This is a genomic window from Kitasatospora sp. NPDC034035, assembly GCF_055575755.1.
Genome location: NZ_JBVISA010000023.1, coordinates 70,232 through 96,612, shown reverse-complemented (window position 1 = coordinate 96,612; position 26,381 = coordinate 70,232). Strand labels below are relative to the sequence as shown.

At 73.8% G+C, this 26,381-nt stretch carries 2 protein-coding genes; both read left to right on the top strand.

The features are described 5' to 3' along the window. Window positions 1–11: 11 nt before the first annotated feature. The gene (locus ACZ52J_RS28820) at window positions 12–2,303 is read left to right on the top strand and encodes an ABC transporter ATP-binding protein (protein ID WP_465622870.1); all 2,292 of its coding nucleotides are present in this window, start codon (window positions 12–14) and stop codon (window positions 2,301–2,303) included. Between the two features lie 103 nt (window positions 2,304–2,406). Continuing rightward, entirely contained in the window at window positions 2,407–26,379 is a 23,973-nt protein-coding gene (locus ACZ52J_RS28815) for a non-ribosomal peptide synthase/polyketide synthase (protein WP_465622869.1), read from the top strand. The last annotated feature ends 2 nt before the right edge of the window (window positions 26,380–26,381 follow it).

Below are 26,381 nucleotides of genomic sequence, written 5' to 3'. Positions count from 1 at the left end.
TGATCGTACACATGCCATCGCTACTGGGCGCCGCAGCCGGATTCCGCTCCGTGGAATTGGACGCGAGCCCGCGCTCGGTCACTCCGGGCCGACAGCGCTGGGACGTCAAGCTGGTGCTCGGACGGCCCCGGAGGGCCGAGGTGCTCGCCGCCGCGCTGCGCCGCGTTCCCGGGATCACCGAGGCCCAGGCCAATCCGGTCACCGGCGGGGTGCTCGTCCGGCACGATGCGCGAGTGCGTGCCACGGACGTCGGCCGGATCGTCCGCAAGGCCGTCACCCTGGTCGCGGAGGGCCCGGCCAGAACGGCCGCCCCCGCCAGGCCCGCCGCCGCACCGGCCCCGCGGGCGGACCGGGGCCTGGTCGTGCGACCGGTGCTCGCCGTCGGCGGAGGGGTCGCGGCCGGGATCGCGCTGATCAAGGGGTCGGCGCTGAGCAGGCAGTTGGTGGCGGTGGGCGGGGTGGCCGCAGCGACCGCAGCCGTCGTCCGGAAGGCCTGGCACAGAACGGTCGACGCCTCCCGCGGCGCTGCGGGGCCCGGAGCCGAACGCCACCCCCTGCTGGAGATCGTCGGACCGCACCGCGCCCGCCTCTACCGGGCCGCCGCGCTCTCGGTCTCCTGCCAGATCTCGGAAATGGCGCTCGGCACCTTCCTCGGCTGGACCGGACTGGTCCTCATCAAGGGTGAGGCAGCGCCCCTGGTCAGTCTCGGCCTGACCACCGCGTCCGCTCAACTCCTGGGCTTGGCCGGACTGGTGGCCGCCGCCTGCGCCGCCGTGGCGGGCCTCTCGTACGCATCGAACCGGCAGTGGCGCAGGCTCGGCGGGGACATCGAGCACGACTGGCGCAGCCGCACCTACCGGCACGTCCAGCACCTCGAACTGGGACACCTGGAGGGCGAGCGGACCACCCGGGTGGCCGGGGCGCTCACCGACGACGTCGGCCAGCTGGGCGCCTTCTTCGCCGGCCCGGCCAACGACGTGCTGCAACTCGGCACCAGCCTGGCCCTCCTGGTGCCGGCGTTCCTGCTGCTGGCGCCGCAGATCGCCTGGATCGCGTTCCTGCCGATCCCGGTCATCGCCTGGCTGTCGCTGCGCCACCAGGACAAGGCTGCGGCCGACTACGCCGTCACCGGCGAGCGCCGGGTCATGCTGGGCAGCCAGGTGATCAACTCGCTGGAGGCGAGCGCCACCGTCAAGAGCTTCTGCACCGAGGACTACGAGGCCGAACGCATCGACGGGTTGAGTGAGGCGGCCCAGGAGAGCAGGACGCAGACCGACCGGAGCACGCTCCGCCACGCCGAGACCGTCCGGGCCTGCACGACCGCGTCGATGGCGGGCACCCTGCTGATCGGCGGCCGTTCGGTGCTCAACGGCACCCTGCGCTTCGAGGTGTTCAGCCCGCTGATCGGGCTGCCCCAGATGCTGCTGATGCGGATGAGCCGGCTCGGCGGCATCGTCGACCAGTACCAGCGCACCCTCGCCTCCTACGACCGGGTCCGGCGGCTGCGCGCCCTGCCCGTCGAGGCCGGCGGCAGCAACGGGACGCTCGACCCCGCCGAGGTGCGGGGCGAGATCGTCCTCGACGGGGTCACCTTCGCCTACCCCGGCCGGCCGGCGGCACTGGAGGACCTCTCGCTGACCATCCCGGCGGGGCAGGTGACCGCCCTGGTGGGCGCCACCGGCTCAGGCAAGACCACGATCGCCAAACTGCTGATGCGCTTCCAGGACGCCGAATCCGGCAGCGTGCTGCTCGACGGCAAGGACGTCCGGGAGCTGCGACGGCACGACCTGCGCCACGCCATCGGCTTCGTCGCCCAGGACCCGTTCCTCTTCGACGGCAGCATCGCCGACAACATCCGCTACGGCACCTTCGCGGCCTCCGACGAGGCCGTGGTCCGGGCAGCCGGCATGGCCGAGGCGCACACCTTCATCGCGACGCTGCCGGACGGCTACGACACCCTGATCGGAGAACGCGGCACGGCGCTCTCCGGCGGCCAGCGGCAGCGGATCGCCCTGGCGCGCGCGATCCTCAAGGACCCCCCGGTCGTCATCCTCGACGAGGCCACCTCCGCCGTGGACAACGAGACCGAGGCCGCCATCCAGCGCACGCTCCGCAGCTTCGCCGCCGACCGGACGATGGTCGTCATCGCCCACCGGCTCTCCACCGTCCGCCACGCCGACCGGATCTACGTCATGGACAAGGGCGGCGTCGTCGCCGAACAGGGCACCCACGACGAACTGCTCGCCCTGCACGGACTCTACGCATCCCTCTGGCAGCTCCAGGCCGGCGAACTCGCCGCCTGACCACAGCAGCAGCGCCCGCCCGCCGACCGCGTGACGACACCGCGGTCGGCGGCGCCCGGCGCGCCCTGCCCACATGCCTGCCCACACCTTCGGAGGTACCCCCATGTCCCGTCGCGACGGCGACGCCCTTCCCCTGACAGCCGCCCAGCGCGAGATCTGGCTCGCCGAGCAGAGCTCCCGGACGCCGATCCCGGGCTACCGCGTCGGCGAGTGCCTGGAGATCCACGGGCCGGTGGACCGGGAGCTGTTCGAGACCGCGCTGCGCCGGGTCGTCGACGAGGTCGACGCCCTGCACGTGACCTTCGTCGACGACGGCGACGGCCCGCGCCAGGTCCTCCGGGAGAGCTGGGACTGGACACCCGCGCACCTCGACCTCAGCGGGGAGCCCGACCCCCGCGCGGCGGCCGTGGAGTGGATGGAGCGGGACCTGCTGCGCCCGCTGGACCTCACCCGGGACCCGCTGTTCGGCCACGCGCTGATCAAGGCGTCGCCGACGGAATTCCTCTGGTACCTGAACTACCACCACGTGGTGCTGGACGCGATCAGCAGCTCCATGCTCCGGCAGCGGGTCGGCGAAGTGTACTCGGCGCTCGCCGAGGGCGGCGCCGTACCGCCGTGCCCGTTCGGCTCGCTACGGGACCTGGTCGACAGCGACGCCGCCTACCGCGCGTCCACCGACTTCGCCGCCGACCGTGCCTACTGGACCGGACGCTTCGCCGACCTGCCCGCCCCGACCCGGCTCACCGACACCTCCGCAACCGACCCGCACCGCGCTCTCCGCCTGGCCGAGGAGCGGGAACTGCTCCGCCCGGACGCCCTGCGGGCGGCGGCGGGCCGTTCCGGCGTCCGGTGGTCCCGGCTGCTGATCGCGGCGACGGCGCTCTACGCCCACCGGCTGACCGGCAACCAGGACGTGGTGCTCGCCATGCCCGTCACCGCCCGCCGGGGCGCCGACCGCGACCTGATGTCGGTGCCGGGCACCCTGTCCAACGTGGTGCCGCTGCGGCTGACCGTGCGACCCGACATGCCGTGGCGCGAACTCGTCGCCCAGGCGGCGCGGGAGGTCGAGACGGCCGTCGCCCACGAGCGCTACCGCAGCGAGGACCTGCTGCGCGACCTCGGCGCCCCGGGCGGCATCGGGACGGCGTTCCCGCTGATCGTCAACATCATGGCCTTCAACTCCAGGCCGAGCTTCGCCGGGCACCCGGCCTCCGTGCACCACTTCGTGTCCGGGTCGACCACCGACCTCGCCGTCTGGGTCTTCGACTACCGGGACGGCAACCCGCCGCTGCTCCGGCTGCACGGCTCGCCGGAGGCGTACGGCCCCGACGACCTCGCCGCGCACCAGCAGTGGCTCCTCGCGCTGCTGGACACCCTCGCGGACTGCGAACAGGACGAGCCGGTGGGCCGGATCGAGCTGCTCACGGCCGAGGAGCGCGACGACTTGTCGGCCGTCGGCACCGGCCCGGTGGCGCCGGCCCCGTCCGAGAGCCTGCCGGAGCTGTTCCGGGAGCACGTGCGGACGACCCCGGACCTGGTCGCGCTGGTGTGCGGAGACGTCTCGCTGACGTACACGGAGCTGGACACGCGGGCGAACCGACTGGCGCACGCCCTGATCGCCCGGGGAGCCGGCCCGGAGCGGCTGGTGGCGGTGGCCCTGCCGCGCTCGGTGGAGCTGGTGGTGGCAATCCTCGCGGTGCTGAAGACCGGCGCCGCGTACGTCCCGGTCGACCCCGAGTACCCGACCGCCCGGATCGCGTACCTGCTCGACGACGCCCGGCCGGCCCTGGTGATCACCGACTCCCGCAGCGGGGAGCGCCTGCCCGACGGCGGTCCCGTCGACCGGCTGGTGCTCGACGACCCGGAGACGGCTGCCCTGGTGGCGGGATCTCCGGCGGTGGATCCGGCCGCGGCGATCGATCCGCGGCACCCGGCGTACGTCATCTACACGTCCGGTTCCACCGGACGACCCAAGGGCGTGGCACCGACCCACGGCGGCCTGCTCAACCTGCTCACCGACCTGCGACAGGTGCGCTTCGCGCCGGTGCTCGGGGAGCGGCAGCGGTTGCGGGTGGCCCTGACCACGTCGGTGTCGTTCGACGCGTCGTGGAACCAGTTGCTCGCCCTGTTCGCAGGCCACGAGCTGCACGTCCTGGAGCACGCGACCTGGACCGACCCCGATACCTTCGTCCGCTACGCGGCACGCTGCGGACTGGACTACATCGAAGCCACCCCGTCCTACCTGCACGTCCTCGTCGCCCACAGGCTGCTGCGCGACCCGCAGTGGCGCCCGGCGCTGGTCGCGGCGGGCGGCGAGGCCATCCCGGAGCAGCTGTGGGAACAGCTGCGGGCGGCCGAGGGGGTGTCCTGCCTCAACCTCTACGGGCCGTCCGAGTGCACCGTCAACCCGGTGATCGCGTCCCTGGATTCGAGCCCGCGCCCGGTCATCGGCCGGCCGGCCACCAACGCCCGGCTGTACGTGCTCGACAGCGCCCTGCGGCCGCTGCCGGCCGGTGCGGCGGGTGAGTTGTACCTCGCGGGCGCGTGCCTCGCCCGCGGCTACCTGAACCGGCCCGGCCTGACCGCCGGGCGCTTCGTCGCCGACCCGTTCGGGCCGGTCGGATCGCGGATGTACCGCACCGGGGACCTGGTGCGCTGGGACGCGTCCGGCAACCTGGAGTTCCTCGGCCGCACCGACGACCAGGTGAAGATCCGCGGCTTCCGGCTCGAGCCGGGCGAGATCGAGGCCGTCCTCGCCGAGCATCCGCAGGTCGCCCGGGCCGCCGTGCTGGTGCGCACCGAGCAGGAACCCCGGCTGGTCGCCTACGCGGTGCCCGAGCCCGGCACCACCGTGACCGACACCGCCCTGCGCGACCACCTGCGGGACCGGCTGCCCCGCCACATGGTGCCGGCCGCGTACGTGCTGCTGGACGCGCTGCCGCTGACCCCGAACGGCAAGCTCGACCGGCGGGCCCTCCCGGCGCCCGAGCCGCAGCCCGCCGCGCCGGGCCGTGCTCCGCGCACCGCGACCGAACACCTGCTGGTGGGGCTGTTCACCGAGGTGCTCGGGGTGTCCGAGCCCGGGCTGGACGACAGCTTCTTCGACCTGGGCGGGCACTCCCTGCTGGCCACCCGGCTTGTCGCCCGGGCCCGGTCGGTGCTGGGCGTGGAGCTGGGGCTGCGCGACCTGTTCGACGCGCCGACGGTGGCGGAACTGGCGGCGGCCGTGGACGTCGCGGGCCGGGCGCGCCCGGCGCTGGGGCGGCGCGAGCGGCCGGTGACCGTCCCGCTGTCCTTCGCGCAGCGACGGCTGTGGTTCCTGCACCGCATGGAGTCCGGCGAGCGGGCGAGTCACAGCCCGAGCGCCACCTACAACATCCCGCTGACTCTGCGGCTGTCCGGAAGCCTGGACCAGCGGGCCCTGGAAACCGCGCTGGGGGACCTGGTCGAGCGGCACGAGAGCCTGCGCACCGTCTTCCCGACGGTCGACGGCGTGCCCTGCCAACGGGTGCTGGACCCCGACGAGGCCCGGCCGCGGCTGCGGGTGACGGAGCTCGGCGAACGCGAGCTATCGGAGCGGCTGGCGCAGTCGGGCCGGTACGGGTTCGATCTCGCCGAGGAACCGCCGCTGCACGCCGAACTCTTCCGATTGGCGGCCGAGGAGCACGTGCTGCTGCTGGTGGTGCACCACATCGCCGGTGACGGCTGGTCGATGGGGCCGCTCTCGCGGGACCTGACGACCGCCTACGCGGCCCGCGCCGAGGGCGGCAAGCCGGAGTGGTCGCCGCTGCCCGTCCAGTACGCCGACTACGCCCTCTGGCAGCGGGAGCTGCTCGGCGACGGCACCGACCAGGGCAGCCTGCTGAACAGCCAACTCGCCTACTGGCGTGAGCAGCTGGCGGACCTTCCGGAGCAGGTGGAGCTGCCGTTCGACCGGCCCCGGCCGGCCGCGATGTCCTACCGGGGCGCCCACCTGCCGGTGCGGATCGACGCCGAGCTGCACCAGGGCCTGCGCGCGCTCGCCCGCGACGGCGGGGCCAGCCTCTTCATGGTGCTCCAGGCCGGACTGGCCGCACTGCTGGGCAAGCTCGGCGCAGGCAGCGACGTCCCGATCGGGACCCCGATCGCCGGGCGCACCGACGAGGCGGCGGACGAGCTGGTCGGATTCTTCGTCAACACCCTGGTGCTGCGCACCGACCTCTCCGGCGACCCGTCGTTCACCGAACTCCTCGGCCGGGTACGCGCGGACGCGCTGGCCGCGTACGCGCACCAGGACGTGCCGTTCGAGTACCTGGTGGAGGCGCTGAACCCGACCCGGACGCTGGCGCACCACCCGCTGTTCCAGACCATGCTCACCCTGCAGAACGCGCCGCTCGGCGCCTTCGACCTGCCGGGGCTGCGGGTGGCGACCGACCTGGTCCACACCGGGACGGCCAAGTGTGACCTGACCTTCATCCTGGCCGAACAGCCCGGCGAGGACGGCCTGTCGGGCGTGGTGGAGTACAGCACCGACCTGTTCGACGCGGCCACCGCGGCCGGGATCGTCGAGCGGTGGCTGCGGCTGCTGCGTGCCGTGGTGGCCGACCCCGGCGGGCGGATCGGCCGGGTGGACCTGCTGTCCGCCGAGGAGCTCGGCGCGCTGCTCCCGGCTCGCACCGACCAGGGCGAGGAGTATCCGGACAGCGGCCTGACCGCGCTGTTCGAGCGGCAGGTGCGGGCGACCCCGGCCGCCGTTGCCCTCACGGACGGCGAAGTCACCCTGACCTACGGGGAGTTGAACGCCCGCGCGAACCGGCTGGCGCACGCCCTGATCGACCGGGGGGTGGGCCCGGAGCAGCTCGTGGCGCTGGCCCTGCCCCGCTCGGCAGAGCAGGTCGTGGCGGTGCTCGCCGTGCTGAAGGCAGGCGGCGCGTACCTCCCGGTCGACCCGCGGTACCCGGCCGCCCGGATCGCTTACCTGCTCCAGGACGGTCGGCCCGCGCTGCTGGTGACGACCGGCGCGGCCGGCGAGCTGCCGGCCCCGGACGGCGTGGACCGGCTGCTGCTGGACACCGCCGACCTGGACGGACAGCCGGACACCGACCCGCGGGTCGCGGTCGATCCCGGTCAGGCGGCCTACGTCATCCACACCTCCGGCTCCACGGGCGACCCCAAGGGAGTCGTGGTCCCGCACCGGAACGTGGTGCGGCTGTTCCGGACCACGGAGGACCTGTTCGGCTTTACCGCCGAGGACGTCTGGACGCTGTTCCACTCCTACGCCTTCGACTTCTCGGTGTGGGAGCTGTGGGGCCCGCTGCTGCGCGGCGGCCGGCTGGTGGTCGTGGACCACGAGACCAGCCGCTCGCCCGGCCGGTTCCTGGAGCTCCTCGCCCGCGAGCGGGTGACCGTCCTCAACCAAACGCCCTCCGCCTTCTACCAGCTGATGCAGGCGGATGCCGAGGCGCCGGACACCAGCCGTGAACTCGTGTTGCGCACGGTGGTGTTCGGTGGCGAGGCCTTGGAGCACTCCCGGCTCGCCGACTGGTACGAGCGGCACGCGGAGGACGCCCCGCGGTTGGTCAACATGTACGGCATCACCGAGACCACCGTGCACGTCACCCACGCGGCGCTCGACGCCTCCGGCAACGCCACCGGGCAGATCGGCACGGCCCTGCCGGACCTGCGCACGTACGTGCTCGACGGTGGCCTGCGCCCGGTGGCCCCGGGCGTCGCCGGCGAGCTGTACGTCGCGGGCCCCGGTCTGGCCCGCGGCTACCTGAACCGGCCCGGCCTGACCGCCGGGCGGTTCGTTGCGGATCCGTTCGGCCCGGCCGGCTCCCGGATGTACCGCACCGGCGACGTGGTGCGCCGGACCGCCGACGGCGGCCTGCGCTACGTCGGCCGGGCCGACCAGCAGGTGAAGGTGCGCGGCTTCCGCATCGAACTCGGCGAGATCGAGGCGGCGCTCGCCGCGCACCCGGGCGTCGCCCAGGTCGCCGTGCTGGCCCGGCAGGACCGTGCCGACGACAACCGGCTGGTCGCGTACCTGGTCCCGACCGCCGGAGCCGCGCCGCGCCCGGCCGAGCTACGCGGCCACCTGGCCGAGCGGCTGCCGGAGTACATGGTGCCCTCGGCGTTCGTCGTGCTGGACGCGCTGCCACTGACCGCCAACGGCAAGCTGGACCACCGGGCCCTGCCGGCCCCCGACCTCACCCCGGCGGCCATCGCCCGCGTACCGCGCACCCCGCAGGAGCAGGTCCTCTGCGAGCTGTTCGCCGAGGTCCTGGGCGTGGCGTCGGCCGGCGTCGAGGACGGCTTCTTCGACCTCGGCGGCCACTCCCTGCTGGCCACCCGCCTGGCCGCCCGGATCCGCGCGACGCTCGGCGTGGAGATGCCGCTGCGCACCCTGTTCGAGGCGCCGACCCCGGCCGGCCTGGCCGCCGCCCTGGTGGCGGCCGGACCGGCGCAGCCCGCCCTGGCACGGCGCGAGCGCCCCGAGGTGATCCCGCTGTCGTTCGCGCAGCGGCGGCTCTGGTTCCTGCACCAGTTGGAGGGTGCCAGCGCGAACTACCACATCTCCCTCGCCTGGCGGCTGTCCGGGGACCTGGACCGGCGGGCCCTGGAGGCCGCCGTGGCGGACGTCGTGGCGCGGCACGAGAGTCTGCGCACCGTCTTCCCGGCGGTCGACGGCGTGCCGCACCAGCAGGTGCTGGACGTCGTGGCAGCCAGCCCGCGCCTGCTCGTGAGGTGGACCACCGAGGCCGAACTGCCGGCCGTCATGGCGGAGGCGAAGGCCCACCGATTCGACCTGGCGGTCGACGTTCCGCTGCGAGTCGAGCTGTTCGAGCTGGCAGCGGACGAGCACGTGTTCCAGCTGGTGCTCCACCACATCGCGGGCGACGGCTGGTCGCTGGGCCCGCTCACGCAGAACCTGGCCGTCGCCTACGCGGCGCGCTGCCGCGGTGAGGCGCCGCAGTGGGAGGAGCTGCCGGTCCAGTACGCCGACTACACCCTCTGGCAGCACGAACTGCTAGGTGACTCCTCCGACCTGGACAGCCTGTTCGCCGGCCAGGCGGTCTACTGGACCCGCCGGCTGGCCGGTCTGCCGGAGCGGATCGAGCTGCCCACCGACCGGCCCCGCCCGGCGGTCTCCTCGCACCGGGGCGGCTCCGTGCGCGCCGGGCTGGACGCCGACCTGCACCGCGGCCTGCGCGAGCTCGCCCGCGTGCACGGGACCAGTCTGTTCATGGTGCTCCAGGCGGGGCTGGCGGCGCTGTTGAGCAAGCTCGGCGCGGGCGACGACATCCCGGTCGGCAGTCCGGTCGCGGGCCGGAGCGACCAGGCACAGGACGAGCTGGTCGGCTACTTCGTCAACACCCTGGTGTTCCGTACCGACACCTCGGGCGATCCGACCTTCGCCGAGCTGCTCGGCCGGGTCCGGGACACCGCGCTGGCCGGCTACGCCAACCAGGACCTTCCGTTCGAGTACCTGGTCGAGATCCTGAACCCGGCGCGATCGCTGGCACACCACCCGCTGTTCCAGGTCATGCTGGTGCTGCAGAACGCACCCCGCGCCGACTTCGCGCCGCCCGGACTGGACGTCGAGGACGTGCCGTCGACCTCGACCACCGCCAAGCTCGACCTGATCTTCACCATGGCCGAGCGGCACGCGGAGGACGGCACCCCCGAAGGGATCGACGCCTTCGTCGAGTACACCAGCGACCTGTACCACCCGGCCACCGTCGAGACGATGATCGGGCGCTTGGAGCGGCTGCTCCGCGCCGCGGTCGCCGATCCGCGGCGGCGGCTCAGCCGGTTCGGTCTGCTCACCACCGAGGAGCGCGGTGAGTTGACGGCGCTGGGCACCGGCCCGGCGGTGGAGCGTCCGGCCGCGAGCGTGCCGGAGCTGTTCCGGGCGCAGGTGCGCGCAACGCCGGAGCTGGTGGCGTTGGTGTGCGGGGACGTCTCGCTGACGTACGCGGAGTTGGACGCGCGGGCGAACCGGCTGGCGCACGCGCTGATCGCGCGGGGCGCGGGGCCGGAGCGGCTGGTGGCGGTTGCTCTGCCGAGGTCGGCCGAGCTGGTGGTCGCGATCCTCGCGGTGCTGCGGACCGGGGCGGCCTATGTTCCGGTCGATCCCGAGTACCCGGCCGCGCGGATCGGGCACATGCTCGACGATGCCGGCCCGGTGCTGGCGGTGACCGACGTCCGGACCCGGGGCCGACTGCCGGAGGCCGGTCCGGCCGGATGGCTGGTGCTCGACGACCCGGAGACGGCTGCCCTGGTGGCCGACTGCCCGGCGACGGACCCCCTGGTGGCCATCGACCCGAGGCATCCGGCCTACGTGATCTACACCTCTGGCTCCACCGGCAGGCCCAAGGGTGTGGAGTCGACCCACGGCGGCCTGCTCAACCTCTTCGTCAGCCAGCGTCCGCTGCTCTTCCCCCAGGGGACGAGGGAGCGGTTGCGTATCGGACTGACCACCTCCGTGTCGTTCGACGCCTCCTGCGATCAGATGTCCAGCCTGTACGCGGGCCACGAACTGCACGTCCTGGACGAGGCGACCTGGTCCGACCCGGACGCCTTCGTCGACTACGTGGCACGCGCCGGGCTGGACTACGTCAACGCCACCCCGTCCTACCTCCAGGTCCTTGTCGCGCGGGGGCTCCTGGACGACCCGGGGCGTCGCCCGGCGGTGGTCTCGATGGGCGGGGAGGCCGTTCCGGACCAGCTGTGGGAGCGGCTGCGGGCGGTCGAAGGAGTCACCTGCCTGAACTACTACGGGCCGTCCGAGTGCACGGTGGACGCGGTCGTCGCGGCGCTGGCATCGAGTCCGCGCCCGGTGATCGGCCGGCCGCTCGGGGGCATCCGGCTGTACGTCCTCGACAGCACCCTGCAGCCGGTGCCCGTGGGTGTGGCGGGTGAGCTGTACCTCGCCGGAGCGGGCCTGGCCCGCGGCTACCTGAACCGGCCGGGACTCACCGCCGGACGGTTCCTGGCGGACCCGTTCGGTCCGAGCGGTTCGCGGATGTACCGCACCGGCGACCTGGTGCGCTGGGGCGTGGACCGGAACCTGCAGTTCCTCGGCCGGACCGACGACCAGGTCAAGGTGCGCGGCTTCCGGATCGAACTCGGCGAGATCGAGGCGGCGCTGGAGGAACACCCGCAGGTCGCCCAGGTCGCGGTGACCGTCCGGGAGGACCGGGCAGGGGACGTGCGGTTGGTCGCCTATCCGGTGTCCGTCGCCGGGGCGGAACTCCGACCGGACGAGCTGCGGGCACACCTGCGCGAGCGGCTGCCGGACTACATGGTCCCGGCCGCTTTCGTGCTCCTGGAGAGCCTGCCGCTGACGGCCACCGGCAAGCTGGACCGGCGTGCGCTGCCCGCACCCGTCCACAGCGCGGCGCGGACCGGCCGGGCCCCGCGCACCCCGCAGGAGCGGGTCCTCGCAGAGCTGTTCGCCGAGGTGCTCGGCGTGTCCGAGGTCGGGGCCGACGACGACTTCTTCGAACTCGGCGGACACTCCCTACTCGCCACCCGCCTGGTCGCCCGGGCACGAGCGACCCTCGGGGTGGAACTGGAGCTTCGCGCCCTCTTCGAGACGCCGACGGTGGCCGGGCTGGCCGCCGGCCTGGGTGGCGCGGGCCGGGCCAGGCTCGCCCTGGGGCAGGCGGAGCGGCCCGCGCTGGTGCCACTGTCGTCCGCTCAGCGGAGGCTGTGGTTCCTGCGCCAGTTGGAGGGCGCGGACTCGGTCTACAACATGCCGCTCGCCTGGCGGCTCTCGGGACCGCTGGACCTGACGGCCCTGGAGGCGGCGCTGGGCGACGTCGTCGACCGGCACGAGACCCTGCGCACGGTCTTTCCAGCGCTGGACGGCGTGCCGTACCAGCAGATTCTGGGCGCCGGAGACGTACCGCCGCAGCTGCCTGTGATCCCCACTGACGAGACGGACCTGACCGAGCTGCTGACCGAGGCCGCTGGGCGCGGCTTCGACCTCGCGGCCGAACCGCCACTGCGCGCCGAGCTGTTCGCGCTCTCCGCCGACGAGCACGTGCTGCTGCTGGTGATGCACCACATCGCCGGTGACGGCTGGTCGCTGGGTCCGTTGGCCGCCGACCTGGCCACCGCATACGCGGCCCGCCGCCGGGGCGAGGAACCGCGGTGGGCGCCGCTGCCGGTGCAGTACGCCGACTACACCCTCTGGCACGACCGGCTGCTCGGGGACCGCGACGATCCCACCAGCCTGTTCGCCCGGGAGTCTGCCTACTGGACGGAGCGGCTGGCCGGCCTTCCCGAGCAGATCCGGCTGCCCGCCGACCGGCCGCGCCCGGCGACCACCTCGTACGAGGGCGGGCAGCTGGCGATCGATCTGGACGCGGAGCTGCACGGTGCGCTGCTGCGCCTGGGCCGGGAGAACGGGGCCAGCGTCCACATGCTGCTCCAGGCCGCGCTGGCGGCGCTGCTGGACAAGCTCGGCGCGGGCGACGACATCCCGGTCGGCAGCCTGATCGCCGGGCGGACCGACCAGGCGCTGGACGACCTCGTCGGGTTCTTCGTCAACACCCTGGTGCTCCGTACGGACACGAGCGGCGACCCGAGCTTCGCCGAGCTGCTGGGCCGGGTCCGGGAGGGCGCGCTCGGCGCGTACGCGCACCAGGACCTGCCGTTCGAGCACGTCGTCGAGGCCCTCAACCCGTCCCGGTCGCCGGCCCGCCAGCCGCTGTTCCAGGTGCTGCTCGCGCTGCAGAACACGCCACGCACCGAGTTCACGCTGAGCGGTCTGAGCGCCGAGATCGTCCTGGTGCGGACGCCGACGGCGATGTTCGACCTCGGCTTCCACCTGCTGGAGCGCGGCGGCACCGGTGGGCCGGCCGAGGGCATCGTCGGGCGGGTGGAGTACAGCACCGACCTGTTCGACCACGCCACGGTGGAGGCCCTGGTCGCCCGGTGGCTGCGGCTGCTGGCGGCGGTGGTCGCCGAGCCGGACCGGCCGCTCAGCCGGATCGACGTGCTCACCGCCGAGGAGCGGCACGAGCTGCTGGTGGCGCGTAACGAGACCGCCCGCCCGGTTCCCGTGGAGGGCCTGTCGGCCCGGTTCGAGGCGCAGGTCCGGGCGACCCCGGAGGCCGAGGCGGTGGTGTTCGAGGACACCGTGCTGACCTACCGCGAGCTGAACCGCCGGGCCAACCAGCTGGCGCACGCGCTGATCGCGCGCGGAGCTGGCCCGGAGCAGGTCGTCGCCCTGCGGCTGCCGCGCTCGCCGGAGCTGGTGGTCGCCGTCCTCGCGGTGCTCAAGACGGGTGCTGCCTACCTGCCGATCGACCCGGACTACCCGGCCGCCCGCATCGCGTACATGCTGGAGGACGCGCGGCCGGCCGTTGCCCTGGGCGACCTCGCGGCGGTCCCCCCGGCCGGGGAGTGGCCGGAGCACGATCCGGCCGTCGTCGTGGACGCGCGGCACCCGGCCTACGTGATCTACACCTCCGGCTCCACCGGCCGGCCCAAGGCCGTGGTGATGCCCGCAGCCGGGCTGCTGAACCTGCTGGCGTGGCACCACGAGGCCGTCGGTGGCGAACCCGGCACCCGCACCGCGCAGTTCACCGCGATCAGCTTCGACGTCTCGGTGCAGGAGGTGCTCTCCGCGCTGCTGTACGGCAAGACCCTGGTGGTGCCGACCGAGGAGCAGCGCCGCAGCGCCGAGCTGTTCGCGCACTGGCTGGACCGGCACGAGGTCGGCGAGCTGTTCGCGCCCAACCTGGTGGTCGAGGCGCTGGCCGAGGCCGCCGAGGAGGCCGGGCTGGAGCTGCCGAGCCTGCGGCTGGTCGCCCAGGCCGGTGAGGCGATGCGCCTCGGCGGTGCGGTGCGCCGCTTCCAGGCCCGCCGTCCGGGCCGGGTGCTGCACAACCACTACGGTCCCGCCGAGACCCATGTGATCACCGCCTACCCGCTGCCGGCCGATCCGGCGGACTGCCCGCTGCCGGTACCGATCGGCCGCCCGATCGCCAACTGCCAGGCCTACGTGCTGGACTCGGCCCTGCGGCCGGTCGCAGCCGGGGTGCTGGGCGAGCTGTACCTGGCCGGGACGGGGCTGGCCCGTGGCTATCTGAGCCGGCCCGGGCTGACCGCCGGGCGCTTCGTCGCCAATCCGTACGGGCCGGCGGGCTCGCTGATGTACCGCACCGGCGACCTGGTCCGCTGGCGCGCCGACGGCGAGCTGGAGTTCGCCGGACGGGTGGACCACCAGGTGAAGGTGCGCGGGTTCCGGATCGAGCCCGGGGAGATCGAGGCGGAGCTGACGGGCCACCCGGGCGTCGCCCGGGTGGCCGTGCTCGCCCGCGAGGACCGGGGCGAGACCAGGATCGTCGCGTATGCGGTGCCATCGACGCAGGAGCCGGCCACCACGGCGGCACTGGCGGCCTACCTGCGCGAGCGGCTGCCGGACTACCTGGTGCCGTCCGCGTTCGTCCTGCTGGACGCGCTGCCGCTGACGCCCAACGGCAAGCTGGACCGCGCCGCGCTGCCCGCGCCCGAGCCGACGGGCCCGACCGGCGGCCGGGCGCCGCGCACCCCGCAGGAGCAGATCCTGTGCGAGCTGTTCGCCGAGGTGCTGGGCCTGCCGCAGGCCGGGGTCGACGAGGACTTCTTCGACCTGGGCGGGCACTCCCTGCTCGCCACCCGGCTGGTGTCACGGGTCCGGGCGACCCTCGGGGTCGAACTGGAGCTGCGCGACCTGTTCCGCACCCCGACACCCGCCGGGCTGGCGGCCGGGCTGCACGCCGCCGCCTCCGCACGGCAGGCCCTGGTACCCCGGCCCCGCCGCGAGCCGATGCCACTGTCGTTCGCCCAGCGCCGACTGTGGTTCCTCCAGCAGTTCGGGGCGCCGAGCGCCACCTACCACATGCCGCTGGCCCTACGGCTGACCGGCGACCTCGACCGGGCTGCACTGAGCGCCGCGCTCGCGGACGTGGTGGCCCGGCACGAGACCCTGCGCACGGTCTTCCCACACATCGCCGGAATTCCGCACCAGCGGGTGCTGGACACCGACAAGGTCGCCGTTCCGCTGACCGTGCGCGCGGCCGGCGAGGCGGAGCTGCCCGTCCTGCTTCGAGAGGCGGCGGTGCGCGGCTTCGACCTGACCTCGGAAGTTCCGGTGCGGGCGGAACTGTTCGCGGTCGCCGAGAAGACCGACGAGCACGTGCTCCTGCTGGTCATGCACCACATCGTCGGGGACGGCTGGTCCATGGGCCCGCTGGCCCGCGACCTGGCCACCGCCTACACCGCCCGGCAGGGTGGCGTGGCGCCGGTGTGGCCGCCACTGCCGGTGACGTACAGCGACTACACCCTGTGGCAGCACGAGATCCTGGGCGACGAGCAGGACACCGACAGCCCGTTCGCTCGCCAGGTCACCTACTGGACGGAGGAGCTGGCGGGTCTGCCCGAGCAGCTGCAGCTGCCTGCCGACCGGCCACGCCCGGCCACCATGTCGTACGGCGGTGAGCTGCTGGAACTGCGGATCGATGCCGAACTGCACACCGCGCTGGTGGGGTTGGCGCGCAGCTCGGGTGCGACCCTGTTCATGGTGCTGCAGGCCGCGCTCGCCGCGCTGTACACCCGGCTGGGCGCGGGAACGGACATCGCGATCGGGAGTCCGATCGCGGGGCGGACCGATGAGGCGCTGGACGAGCTGGTCGGGTTCTTCATCAACACGCTGGTGTTGCGCACCGACACGAGTGGTGATCCGAGCTTCGCCGAGCTGTTGGAGCAGGTGCGGGAGACGGCGCTGTCGGCGTACGCCCACCAGGACGTGCCGTTCGAGCACCTGGTGGAGGTGCTGAACCCGTCCCGCTCGCCGTCGCACCACCCGCTGTTCCAGACCGGGCTGGTCGTGCAGAACACGCCGGGAGGTGACTTCGAGCTGCCGGGTCTCCTGGTCTCCGGGGTGACCGTGCTCACCGGGACCGCGCGGCTCGACCTGACCTTCGGCTTCGCGGAGGAGCACGGACCCGACGGCGCGCCGGCCGGACTCAGCGGCGCGGTCGAGTACAGCACCGACCTGTTCGACCGCTCGACGGTCGAGGCCCTGGCCGCCCGCTGGACCAGGCTGCTGGCCGCGGTCACCGCCGCCCCGGACCTGCCGATCGGCGGGATCGACCTGCTTTCCGCCGAGGAGCGGCGCGAGCTGCTGCCCGCCGTCGACGGCGCGGCGGCCGCGGTGAGCCTGCCGGAGCTGTTCGCGGCGCGGGTGGCGGCGGCGCCGGACGCGGTGGCGCTCGTCTGCGGGGAAACGGAGCTGACGTACCGGCAGTTGAACTCCCGGGCGAACCGGTTCGCGCACGCGCTGATCGCTCGCGGTGTCGGCCCGGAGCGGGTCGTGGCGGTGGCGCTGCCGCGGTCGGTGGAGTCGGTGGTGGCGGCCCTGGGCACCCTGAAGGCCGGGGCCGCGTACCTGCCGCTGGACCCGGCGTACCCTGCCGCCCGGATCGCGTTCATGCTCGACGATGCCCGTCCGGCGGTGGTGGTCGACGACCCCGCGATGGTGGTCGAGGGGGACCGGCCGGAGGACGATCCGGCTGTCGTGGTGGACGCCCGGCACCCGGCCTACGTGATCTACACCTCGGGCTCGACGGGCCGGCCCAAGGGCGTGGCCGTCACCCACAGCGGCGTGTCCGGCCTGGTGGCGGCACAGGTCGAGCGGCTCGGCGTGGCGCCGGGCAGCCGGGTGCTCCAGTTCGCCTCGCCCAGCTTCGACGCGTCCTTCTGGGACCTGTGCAGTGCCGTGCTCACCGGCGCGACTCTCGTCCTGGCCCCGGCCGAGGCTCCGCTGGAGGCCCTGACGGACCGCGGGCTCGACATCACCCATGTGACCCTGCCGCCCTCGGCCCTGGCCGCCCTGCCGGAGGGCTCGGTGACCGCGTCGACGCTGGTGGTGGCGGGTGAGGCCTGTGCGCCGGAACTGGTGGCCCGGTGGGCGCCCGGACGCCGGATGATCAACGCGTACGGTCCGACGGAGACCACGGTGTGCGCGACGATGAGCGCCCCGCTGTCGCCCGGTCCGGGAGTGCCGCCGATCGGCCGGCCGGTCGCGGGCTTCCGGGTGTACGTGCTCGACGAGCGGCTGCGCGTCGTGCCGCCGGGTGTGGCGGGGGAGCTGTACGTCGCCGGCCCCGGGCTGGCGCGCGGCTACCTGAACCGGCCCGGTCTGACGGGCGGCCGGTTCGTCGCCTGCCCGTTCGGCAAGGACGGCGACCGCATGTACCGCACCGGCGACCTGGTGCGCCGACGAGCGGACGGTGAGCTGGAGTACGTCGGCCGCGCCGACGACCAGGTGAAGGTGCGCGGCTTCCGCGTCGAACTCGGCGAGGTCGAGGCGGCGCTGGCCGAGCACCCCGCCGTCGCCCAGGCCGCTGTCGTGGCCCGGGACGACCGGCTCATCGGCTACGTGGCGGCCCGTCCCGACGCGGTCGTCCGCCCCGCGGAGCTGGCGGCACACCTGCGTCACCGGCTGCCCGACTACCTGGTGCCGGCCGTGTTCACGGTGCTGGACGCGCTGCCGCTGACCCCCAACGGCAAGCTGGACCGCGCAGCGCTGCCCGCTCCCGACCTCGGCTCGGCCGAGGTCGGTCGGGCGCCGCGCACCCCCCAGGAGCAGATCCTCTGCGAGCTGTTCGCCGAGGTGCTCGGCGTGTCCGGGGTCGGGGTCGACGACGACTTCTTCGACCTGGGCGGGCACTCCCTGCTCGCCACCCGGCTGGCCGCGCGGGTGCGTACGGTGCTCGGCGTGGAGCTGGGGCTGCGCGCGCTGTTCCAGGCGCCCACCGTGGCGGGCCTGGCCGAGGCACTGGCCGGGGCGGGCCACGCCCGCCCGGCGCTGACCGTGCACGAGCGGCCGGACACGGTGCCACTGTCCTTCGCCCAGCGACGGCTCTGGTTCCTGCACCGCATGGACGGCAGCGCCGCGACCTACCACATCCCGTTGGCACTCCAACTGACCGGCACGCTCGACCGAGCGGCGCTGGACGAGGCGCTGGCCGACGTGGTGGCCCGGCACGAGAGCCTGCGGACGGTGTTCCCGGAGGTCGACGGCGTGCCGTGCCAGCGCGTGCTGGACCCGGCGGCGGCCCGGCCCCGGGCGCGGCTGACGGAGGTGTCGGAGGCCGAACTGTTCGATCGGCTCGCCGAGTTCGCCCGGCAGCCTTTCGATCTGACCTCGGAAGTGCCGCTTCGGGCGGAGCTGTTCGCGCTCGCGCCGGACGAGCACGTGCTGCTGCTGGTGATGCACCACATCGCCGGGGACGGCTGGTCCACCGGCCCGCTCGCCCGTGACCTGGCCGAGGCGTACGCGGCCCGCTGCGAGGGCCGCGCGCCCAGCGGGCCGGCCCTGCCGGTGCAGTACGCCGACTACACGCTGTGGCAGCGCGAGCTGCTCGGCGACGCCGCCGACCCGCAGAGCCGGTTCGCCGAGCAGCTCGACTACTGGAAGCGGCAGCTGTCCGACCTGCCGGAGCTGCTCCAGCTGCCCGCCGACCGGCCCCGGCCGGCCGTCGCCGACTGGCAGGGGGACCACGTCGGCCTGGAGCTCGACCCCGAACTGCACGTCGCCCTCACGGAGTTGGCGCGGCGCACCGGGACGAGTCTGTTCATGGTGCTGCAGGCGGCACTGGCGGCGCTGTACACCCGGCTGGGCGCGGGAACAGACGTCCCGATCGGGAGTCCCATCGCGGGGCGTACGGACGAGGCGCTGGACGAGCTGGTCGGGTTCTTCGTCAACACGCTGGTGCTGCGTACCGACACGAGTGGTGATCCGAGTTTCGCCGAGCTGTTGGAGCGGGTGCGGGAGACGGCGCTGTCGGCGTACGCGCACCAGGACGTGCCGTTCGAGCACCTGGTGGAGGTGCTGAACCCCGCCCGCTCGCTGTCCCACCACCCGTTGTTCCAGACGATCCTGGCCGTGCAGAACGCGCCGATGGGCCGGTTCTCGCTGCCCGGGATGGAAGTGACCACCTACGCGGTGGCCACCGGAACCGCCAAGTTCGACCTCGGGGTGAGCCTGGTCGAGCAGTTCGGTCCGGACGGGAGCCCGGCCGGGATCGTCGGCGCGGTCGAGTACGCCACCGATCTGTTCGACCGCTCGACGGTCGCAGCCCTGGCCCAGCGCTGGACCCTCCTGCTGGAGGCCGTCACCGCCGACCCGGAGCAGCCGATCGGGGGGATCGACCTCCTCGACGCCGACGAGCGGCACCGGCTGCTGGAACGGGGCAACGCGACCGCCCGCGACGTGGGCGCCGTCCCGGTACCGCAGGCCTTCGCCGCCCAGGTGACGGCGACGCCGAATGCGGTCGCGCTGGTCCGTGGCGACGTCGAGCTGACGTACCGGGAGCTGAACGCGCGGGCGAACCGGTTCGCGCACGCGCTGATCGCCCGGGGGATCGGTCCGGAGCAGCTGGTGGCCGTGGCCTTGCCGCGGTCGGTGGAAGCGGTGGTAGCCGTCCTCGGCGTGCTGAAGGCCGGGGCGGCGTACCTGCCGGTGGATCCGGCCTACCCGCAGGCGCGGATCGCGTTCATGCTGGACGATGCCCGTCCGGCAGTCGTGGTCGACGATCCGGCGATGGTAGCCGACGTCTCGGAGTGGCCCGACACCGATCCGGAGGTCGCCCTCGACGTCCGGCACCCGGCCTACGTGATCTACACCTCGGGCTCGACCGGTCGCCCCAAGGGCGTCGTGGTCGCCCATGGCGGTGTCGCGAGCCTGGTCGCCGGCCAGATCGAGCGGTTCGCGATCGAACCCGGCAGCCGGGTGCTCCAGTTCGCCTCGCCCAGCTTCGACGCCTCGGTGTCGGAGATCTACACCGCCCTGCTGTGCGGCGCGGCGTTGGTGCTGCCGCCCGCGGCGGACCCGGTCGCCGCGCTGACCGACCCGGGGCTCGCCGTCACCCACGTGACCGTGCCGCCGTCCGTCCTGGCCGCCCTGCCCGAGGGTTCGATGACCGTGTCCACCCTGGTCGTGGCCGGTGAGGCCTGCCCGCCGGAGCTGGTGGAACGCTGGGCATCGGACCGGCGGATGATCAACGCGTACGGTCCGACGGAGACGACGGTGTGCGCGACGATGAGCGATCCGTTGTCCCCGGCCGCGGGTGTGCCGCCGATCGGCCGTCCGATCGCCAACGCCCGGGTGTACGTGCTGGACGAGCGACTGCGGCCGGTGCCGCCGGGTGTGCCCGGGGAGCTGTACGTGGCCGGCGCGGGGCCGGCGCGCGGCTACCTGAACCGGCCGGCTCTGACGGCTGGACGCTTCGTCGCCTGCCCGTTCGGCGCGGACGGCGACCGCATGTACCGTACCGGCGACCTGGTGCGCCGACGAGCGGACGGTGAGCTGGAGTACGTCGGGCGGGCCGACGACCAGGTGAAGGTGCGCGGCTTCCGCGTCGAGCCCGGCGAGGTCGAGTCGGCCCTGGCCGAGCACCCCGCCGTCGCCCGGGCCGCCGTCCTCGCCCAGGACGACCGGCTGATCGGCTACGTCGTCCCGCACCAGGAGGCGTTCCGGGACAGCGGAGTCGAAGCGGACCACGTGGACGAGTGGCGGGGCATCTACGACGCCCTGCCCATCACTCCCGACGAAGCCGCCTTCGGCCAGAACTTCGTCGGCTGGAACAGCAGCTACGACGCCGGCCCGATCCCGGTCGAGCAGATGCGGGAGTGGCGGGACGCGACCGTCGCCCGCATCCTGGCCCTGCGCCCCCGCCGGGTGCTGGAGGTCGGCGTCGGCACCGGTCTGCTGCTCTCGCAGGTCGCGCCGCACTGCGAGACCTACTGGGCGACCGACTTCTCCGCCACCGCGATCGACGCACTGGCCGCCCAGGTGGCCCGGGAGGAGGACCTGGCCGAGCGGGTGGTGCTGCAGACCCGCCCGGCGCACGACACCGACGGGTTGCCGACCGGGGAGTTCGACACCATCGTGATCAACTCGGTGGTGCAGTACTTCCCGTCGGCCGACTACCTCGCGGACGTGATCGGGAAGCTGATGCGGCTGCTCGCCCCGGGCGGCGCGCTCTTCATCGGCGACGTGCGCAACCTACGGCTGCTGCGCCCACTGGCCACGGCCGTCCAGTTGCACCGGACCGGGGACGGCGCCGACCTCGCCGCAGTGCGCCGCGCCGTGGAGCAGGCCCTCCGGGTCGAGAAGGAGCTCCTGGTCGACCCGGACTTCTTCACGGTCCTGAGGGAACACGGCACGGACATCGGCACGGTGGCTGTGGAGGTCAAGCGCGGTCGGCACCACAACGAACTGAGCCGCTACCGCTACGACGTGACGCTGCACAAGCGGCCCGCCCTACCGGCCCAGCCGCTGGACCTGGCATGGGGCCGGGACATCGCCGACCTCGCCGAGCTGCGCGAACTGCTCGGGCGACCGGGCACCGGCCCGGTGCGCCTCACCGGCGTCCCGAACCGCCGCGTCGCACGCGAGGCCGAGCTGGCCCGGGCGGTGCGGAACGGGGACGGCACGCTCGCCGGGCTACTGGAGCGGCTGCACGGCCCGGACGACGGCGACCTGCCCGACCCGGAGGACTTGCACGCCCTCGGCGGAGAGCTCGGCCGCCGGGTGGACCTCACCTGGTCCGCCGACGCGCCCGAAGCCCTCGACGTGCTCTTCACCGATGGACCGGCGGACGCACCCGTCGAGGCCTACCGGCCGGTGCGGCGGGCCGGCACCGCGCTGTCGTCGCTGACCAACCGCCCGGCCGGCAGCCGGGGCACCGGCGCCCTCCTCGGCGAACTCCGCGACTGGCTGCGGGACCGGCTGCCCGACTACCTGGTCCCGTCGGCGTTCGTGGCGCTGGACGCACTGCCGCTGACCGCCAGCGGAAAGCTCGACCGCCGTGCCCTGCCCGTACCCGACCTCGGCCCGGCCGTGGCCGGGCGGGCGCCGCGCACCCCGCAGGAGCAGCTCCTCGCCGAACTGTTCGCCGAGGTGCTCGGGCTGGCCCAGGTCGGGGTCGAGGACAGCTTCTTCGACCTCGGCGGGCACTCCCTGCTGGCGACCCGCCTGGCCTCCCGGGTCCGGGCGACCCTCGGCGCGGAACTGGAGGTCCGGACACTGTTCGAGACCCCGACCGTGGCCGCCCTGGCGGCCCGCCTGGACGGCTCCGGCACGGTGCGGCCGGCGCTGACCGCCCAGCCCCGCCCGGACCGGGTGCCGCTGTCCTTCGCCCAGCGCCGCCTGTGGTTCCTGCACCGGATGGACGGGCCGAGCGCCACCTACAACATGCCGCTCGCGCTGAGCCTGACCGGCGAACTCGACCGGCCGGCCCTGCACGCCGCGCTGGCGGACGTGGTCGCCCGGCACGAGAGCCTGCGGACGGTCTTCCGCGAGACCGACGGCGTGCCCCACCAGGTCGTGCTGGACGCCGCGCAGGCGTACCCGGCGCTCCCGGTGGTCGAGCTCGACGAGGGCCGGCTGGCCGAACGGCTGGCGCAGACGGCCCGGCGCGGCTTCGACCTGGCCGCGGAGCCGCCCGTCCGGGCGGAGCTGTACGCGATCGCCCCCGACCGGCACGCGCTGCTGGTCGTGGTGCACCACATCGCCGCCGACGGCTGGTCGATGGGACCGCTCTCCGGCGACCTGGCGGCGGCCTACGCGACACGCTGCCGGGGCGAGGAGCCGCAGTGGACCCCGCTGCCGGTGCAGTACGCCGACTACACCGGCTGGCAGCGCGACCTGCTCGGCGACGCCGCCGACCCGGACAGCCTCTTCGCCCGTCAACTGGCCTACTGGAAGGATGAATTGACCGGCATGCCGGAGCAGCTGCAGCTGCCCGCCGACCGGCCGCGGCCGCCGGTGGCCTCCCAGCTGGGCGACCGGATCGTGGTCAGGCTGGACGCCGACCTGCACCAGGCCCTACGGGACCTGGCCGCCGAACGCGGCGCCAGCATGTTCATGGTGCTCCAGGCCGGCCTCGCCGCGCTGCTCACCCGGCTCGGCGCCGGTACCGACATCCCGATCGGCAGCCCGATCGCCGGCCGTACCGACCAGGCGCTGGACGAGCTCGTCGGCTTCTTCGTCAACACCCTGGTGCTGCGCACCGACACCGCCGGCGACCCAGGCTTCGCCGAACTGCTCGGCCGGGTGAGGCAGAAGGCGCTCACCGCGTACGACCACCAGGACGTGCCGTTCGAGTACCTCGTCGAGGTGGTCAACCCGGCGCGGTCGCTGGCCCGCCACCCGCTGTTCCAGATCATGCTGGCCCTGCAGAACGCGCCGCTGGGCGAGTTCGCGCTGCCGGGGCTGGAGACCTGCCACCTGGAGGCGCCGACCGGCACCTCCCGGGTCGACCTGACCTTCAGCCTGGCCGAGCAGTTCCGCCCGGACGGCCACCCCGACGGCCTGGTCGGCGCGGTGGAGTACGCCACCGACCTGTTCGACGCGGCCACCGTGGAGCTGCTGTTCGACCGCTGGGCCCGGTTGCTCCGCACGGCGGTCGCCGACCCGGACCGGCCGATCAGCCGGATCGACCTCATGTCCGAGGCGGAACGCCACCGACTGCTGTACGGGTTCAACGACACGGCGGCCGAACTGCCCCGGGCCGCGGTGCCCGAGCTGTTCGCCCGCCAGGTGCGGGCCACCCCGGACGCGGTGGCCGTCGTGGCGGGTGGCACCGAGCTGACCTACCGGGAGCTCGACCAGCGGTCCGACCGGCTCGCGCGGGCACTGGTCGGCCAGGGCGTCCGCCCGGAGACGCCGGTCGCGGTACTGCTGGAGCGCTCGGCGGAACTGGTCACGGCGATCCTGGCGATCATCAAGGCGGGCGGCGCCTACGTGCCGCTGGACTCGCGCTTCCCCTCCTCCAGGATCGACCTGATCCTGCGGGAGAGCGGGGCCGCGCTGGTGCTCACCCGGGAGGTGCTGGACGCCCTGGAGCAGGCCGAGCCCGATCCGTCCGCCATCGACGTCCGCTGCGAACCCGGCCAGTTGGCGTACATCATGTACACCTCCGGCTCCACCGGGAGGCCGAAGGGCGTGGCCGTCACCCACCGCGACGTGGTGGGCCACGCGCTGACCCCCGAATGGCGCGGCGGCGGACACGAGCGGGTGCTGATGCACTCCCCGACGGCCTTCGACCTCTCGACCTACGAACTGTGGGTGCCGCTGCTCAACGGCGGCCGGATCGTGGTCGCACCGCCCGGGCAACTCGACCTCGACCTGCTCCAGCACACGATCAGCACGCACGGTGTCACCGGACTGTGGCTCACCGCCGGACTCTTCCGGCTGGTCGCCGAGGAGCGCCCCGGCCTGCTCGCGGGGGTGCGGGAGGTGTGGACCGGCGGCGACGTGGTCTCCCCGGCCGCCGCCGCCCGGGTGCTCGCCGCCTGCCCAGGCATCGAGGTGGTCAACGGCTACGGGCCCACCGAGGCCACCACCCTGGCCACCTGCCACCCGGTGCGCACCCTCCCCGAGCATGCCGCGTCCGTGCCGATCGGCGGGCCGATGGCGAACATGCGCGCCTACGTGCTCGACGACCGCCTGCGGCCGCTGCCGGTGGGCATGGTCGGCGAGCTGTACCTCGCCGGGGTGGGGGTGGCCCGCGGCTACCACGGCCGGGCCGCCCTGACGGCGGAGCGCTTCACCGCGGACCCTTACGGGCAGCCCGGGAGCCGGATGTACCGCACCGGCGACCTGGCCTGGTGGCGGCCTGAAGGCACGCTGGAGTTCGCCGGACGCGCCGACCACCAGGTCAAGCTGCGCGGCCTGCGGATCGAGCCCGGCGAGATCGAGGCCGTGCTCGCGGGCTGCCCGGGCGTCGCCCAGGCGGCCGTGGTAGCCCGCGAGGACCGGCCGGGCGACAAGCGGCTGGTCGCCTACCTGGTGCCCGCCCCCGAGGGCGCGCCCGAGGCGGGCGAGCTGTCCGGCCGGCTGCGCCGCGAACTGCCCGACTACATGGTGCCGGCCGCGTTCGTCACCGTGGAAGCGCTGCCGCTGACTGCCAACGGCAAGCTCGACCGTGCCGCCCTGCCGACCCCCGAGTACGGGGTGTCGGACGTCGGCCGCGGCCCCCGGACGCCGCAGGAGCAACTGCTCTGCGGCCTGTTCGCCGAGGTCCTCGGCCGGGAACAGGTGAGCATCGACGACAACTTCTTCGACCTGGGCGGGCACTCGCTGCTCGCCGCCCGGCTGGCCTCCCGGGTCCGCGAGACCCTCGGCCTGGAGCTGGGACTGCGCATGCTGTTCGAGGCGCCGACCGTGGCCGGGCTCACCGAACGCCTGGTCATGGACGACCCCGATGACGCGTTGGACGTGGTGCTGCCGCTGCGTTCGACCGGGACCGCCACCCCGCTGTTCTGCGTTCACCCCGGCGGCGGCATCAGCTGGTCGTACAGCGGGCTGCTGAACCACGTCGGCCCCCAGCACCCCGTCTACGCGATCCAGGCGCGCGGCCTCGGCCGGCCCGAACCGCTGCCGACGTCCTACGAGGAGATGGCGGCCGACTACGCCGACCACGTCCAGAAGATCCAGCCGGAGGGCCCGTACCTGCTGCTCGGCTGGTCCGCCGGCGGGCTGATCGCCCACGCGCTCGCCTGCGAGCTGCAGTCACGCGGCGAGCGCACCGCACTGCTGGCGATCCTCGACGCCTATCCGGTGAAGGACGTGACGTTCGAGGAGGTGCCGGTGCCCACCGAGCGGGACGTGCTCGTCGGGGTGCTCGACGTCGACCCGGACGAGCTGGGCGACCGGGACATCACCTACGCCGAGGTCGCCGAGGTACTGAACCGGCGGGGCAGCGCGCTGGCCGGCCTGAACGAGCGACAGGTCGAGGTGATCGTCCGGATCATGATCAACAACGCGCAGCTGGCGGTCGACTTCGTCCCCGCGCGGTTCGACGGCGACCTGCTGCTCTTCAACTCCACGATCGACCGGACCGAGGACAACGCCGGGCCCGAGATCTGGCAGCCCTACATCACCGGCCGGATCGAATCGCACGAAATCACCACCCGGCACAACCGGATGACCCAACCCGGCTCGCTGGCCCAGATCGGACCGGTCCTGGCCGCCAGGCTCGCCGAGGCCGCCCGCGACACCCCCGTTTCCCACCACCAGGAGGACTGACC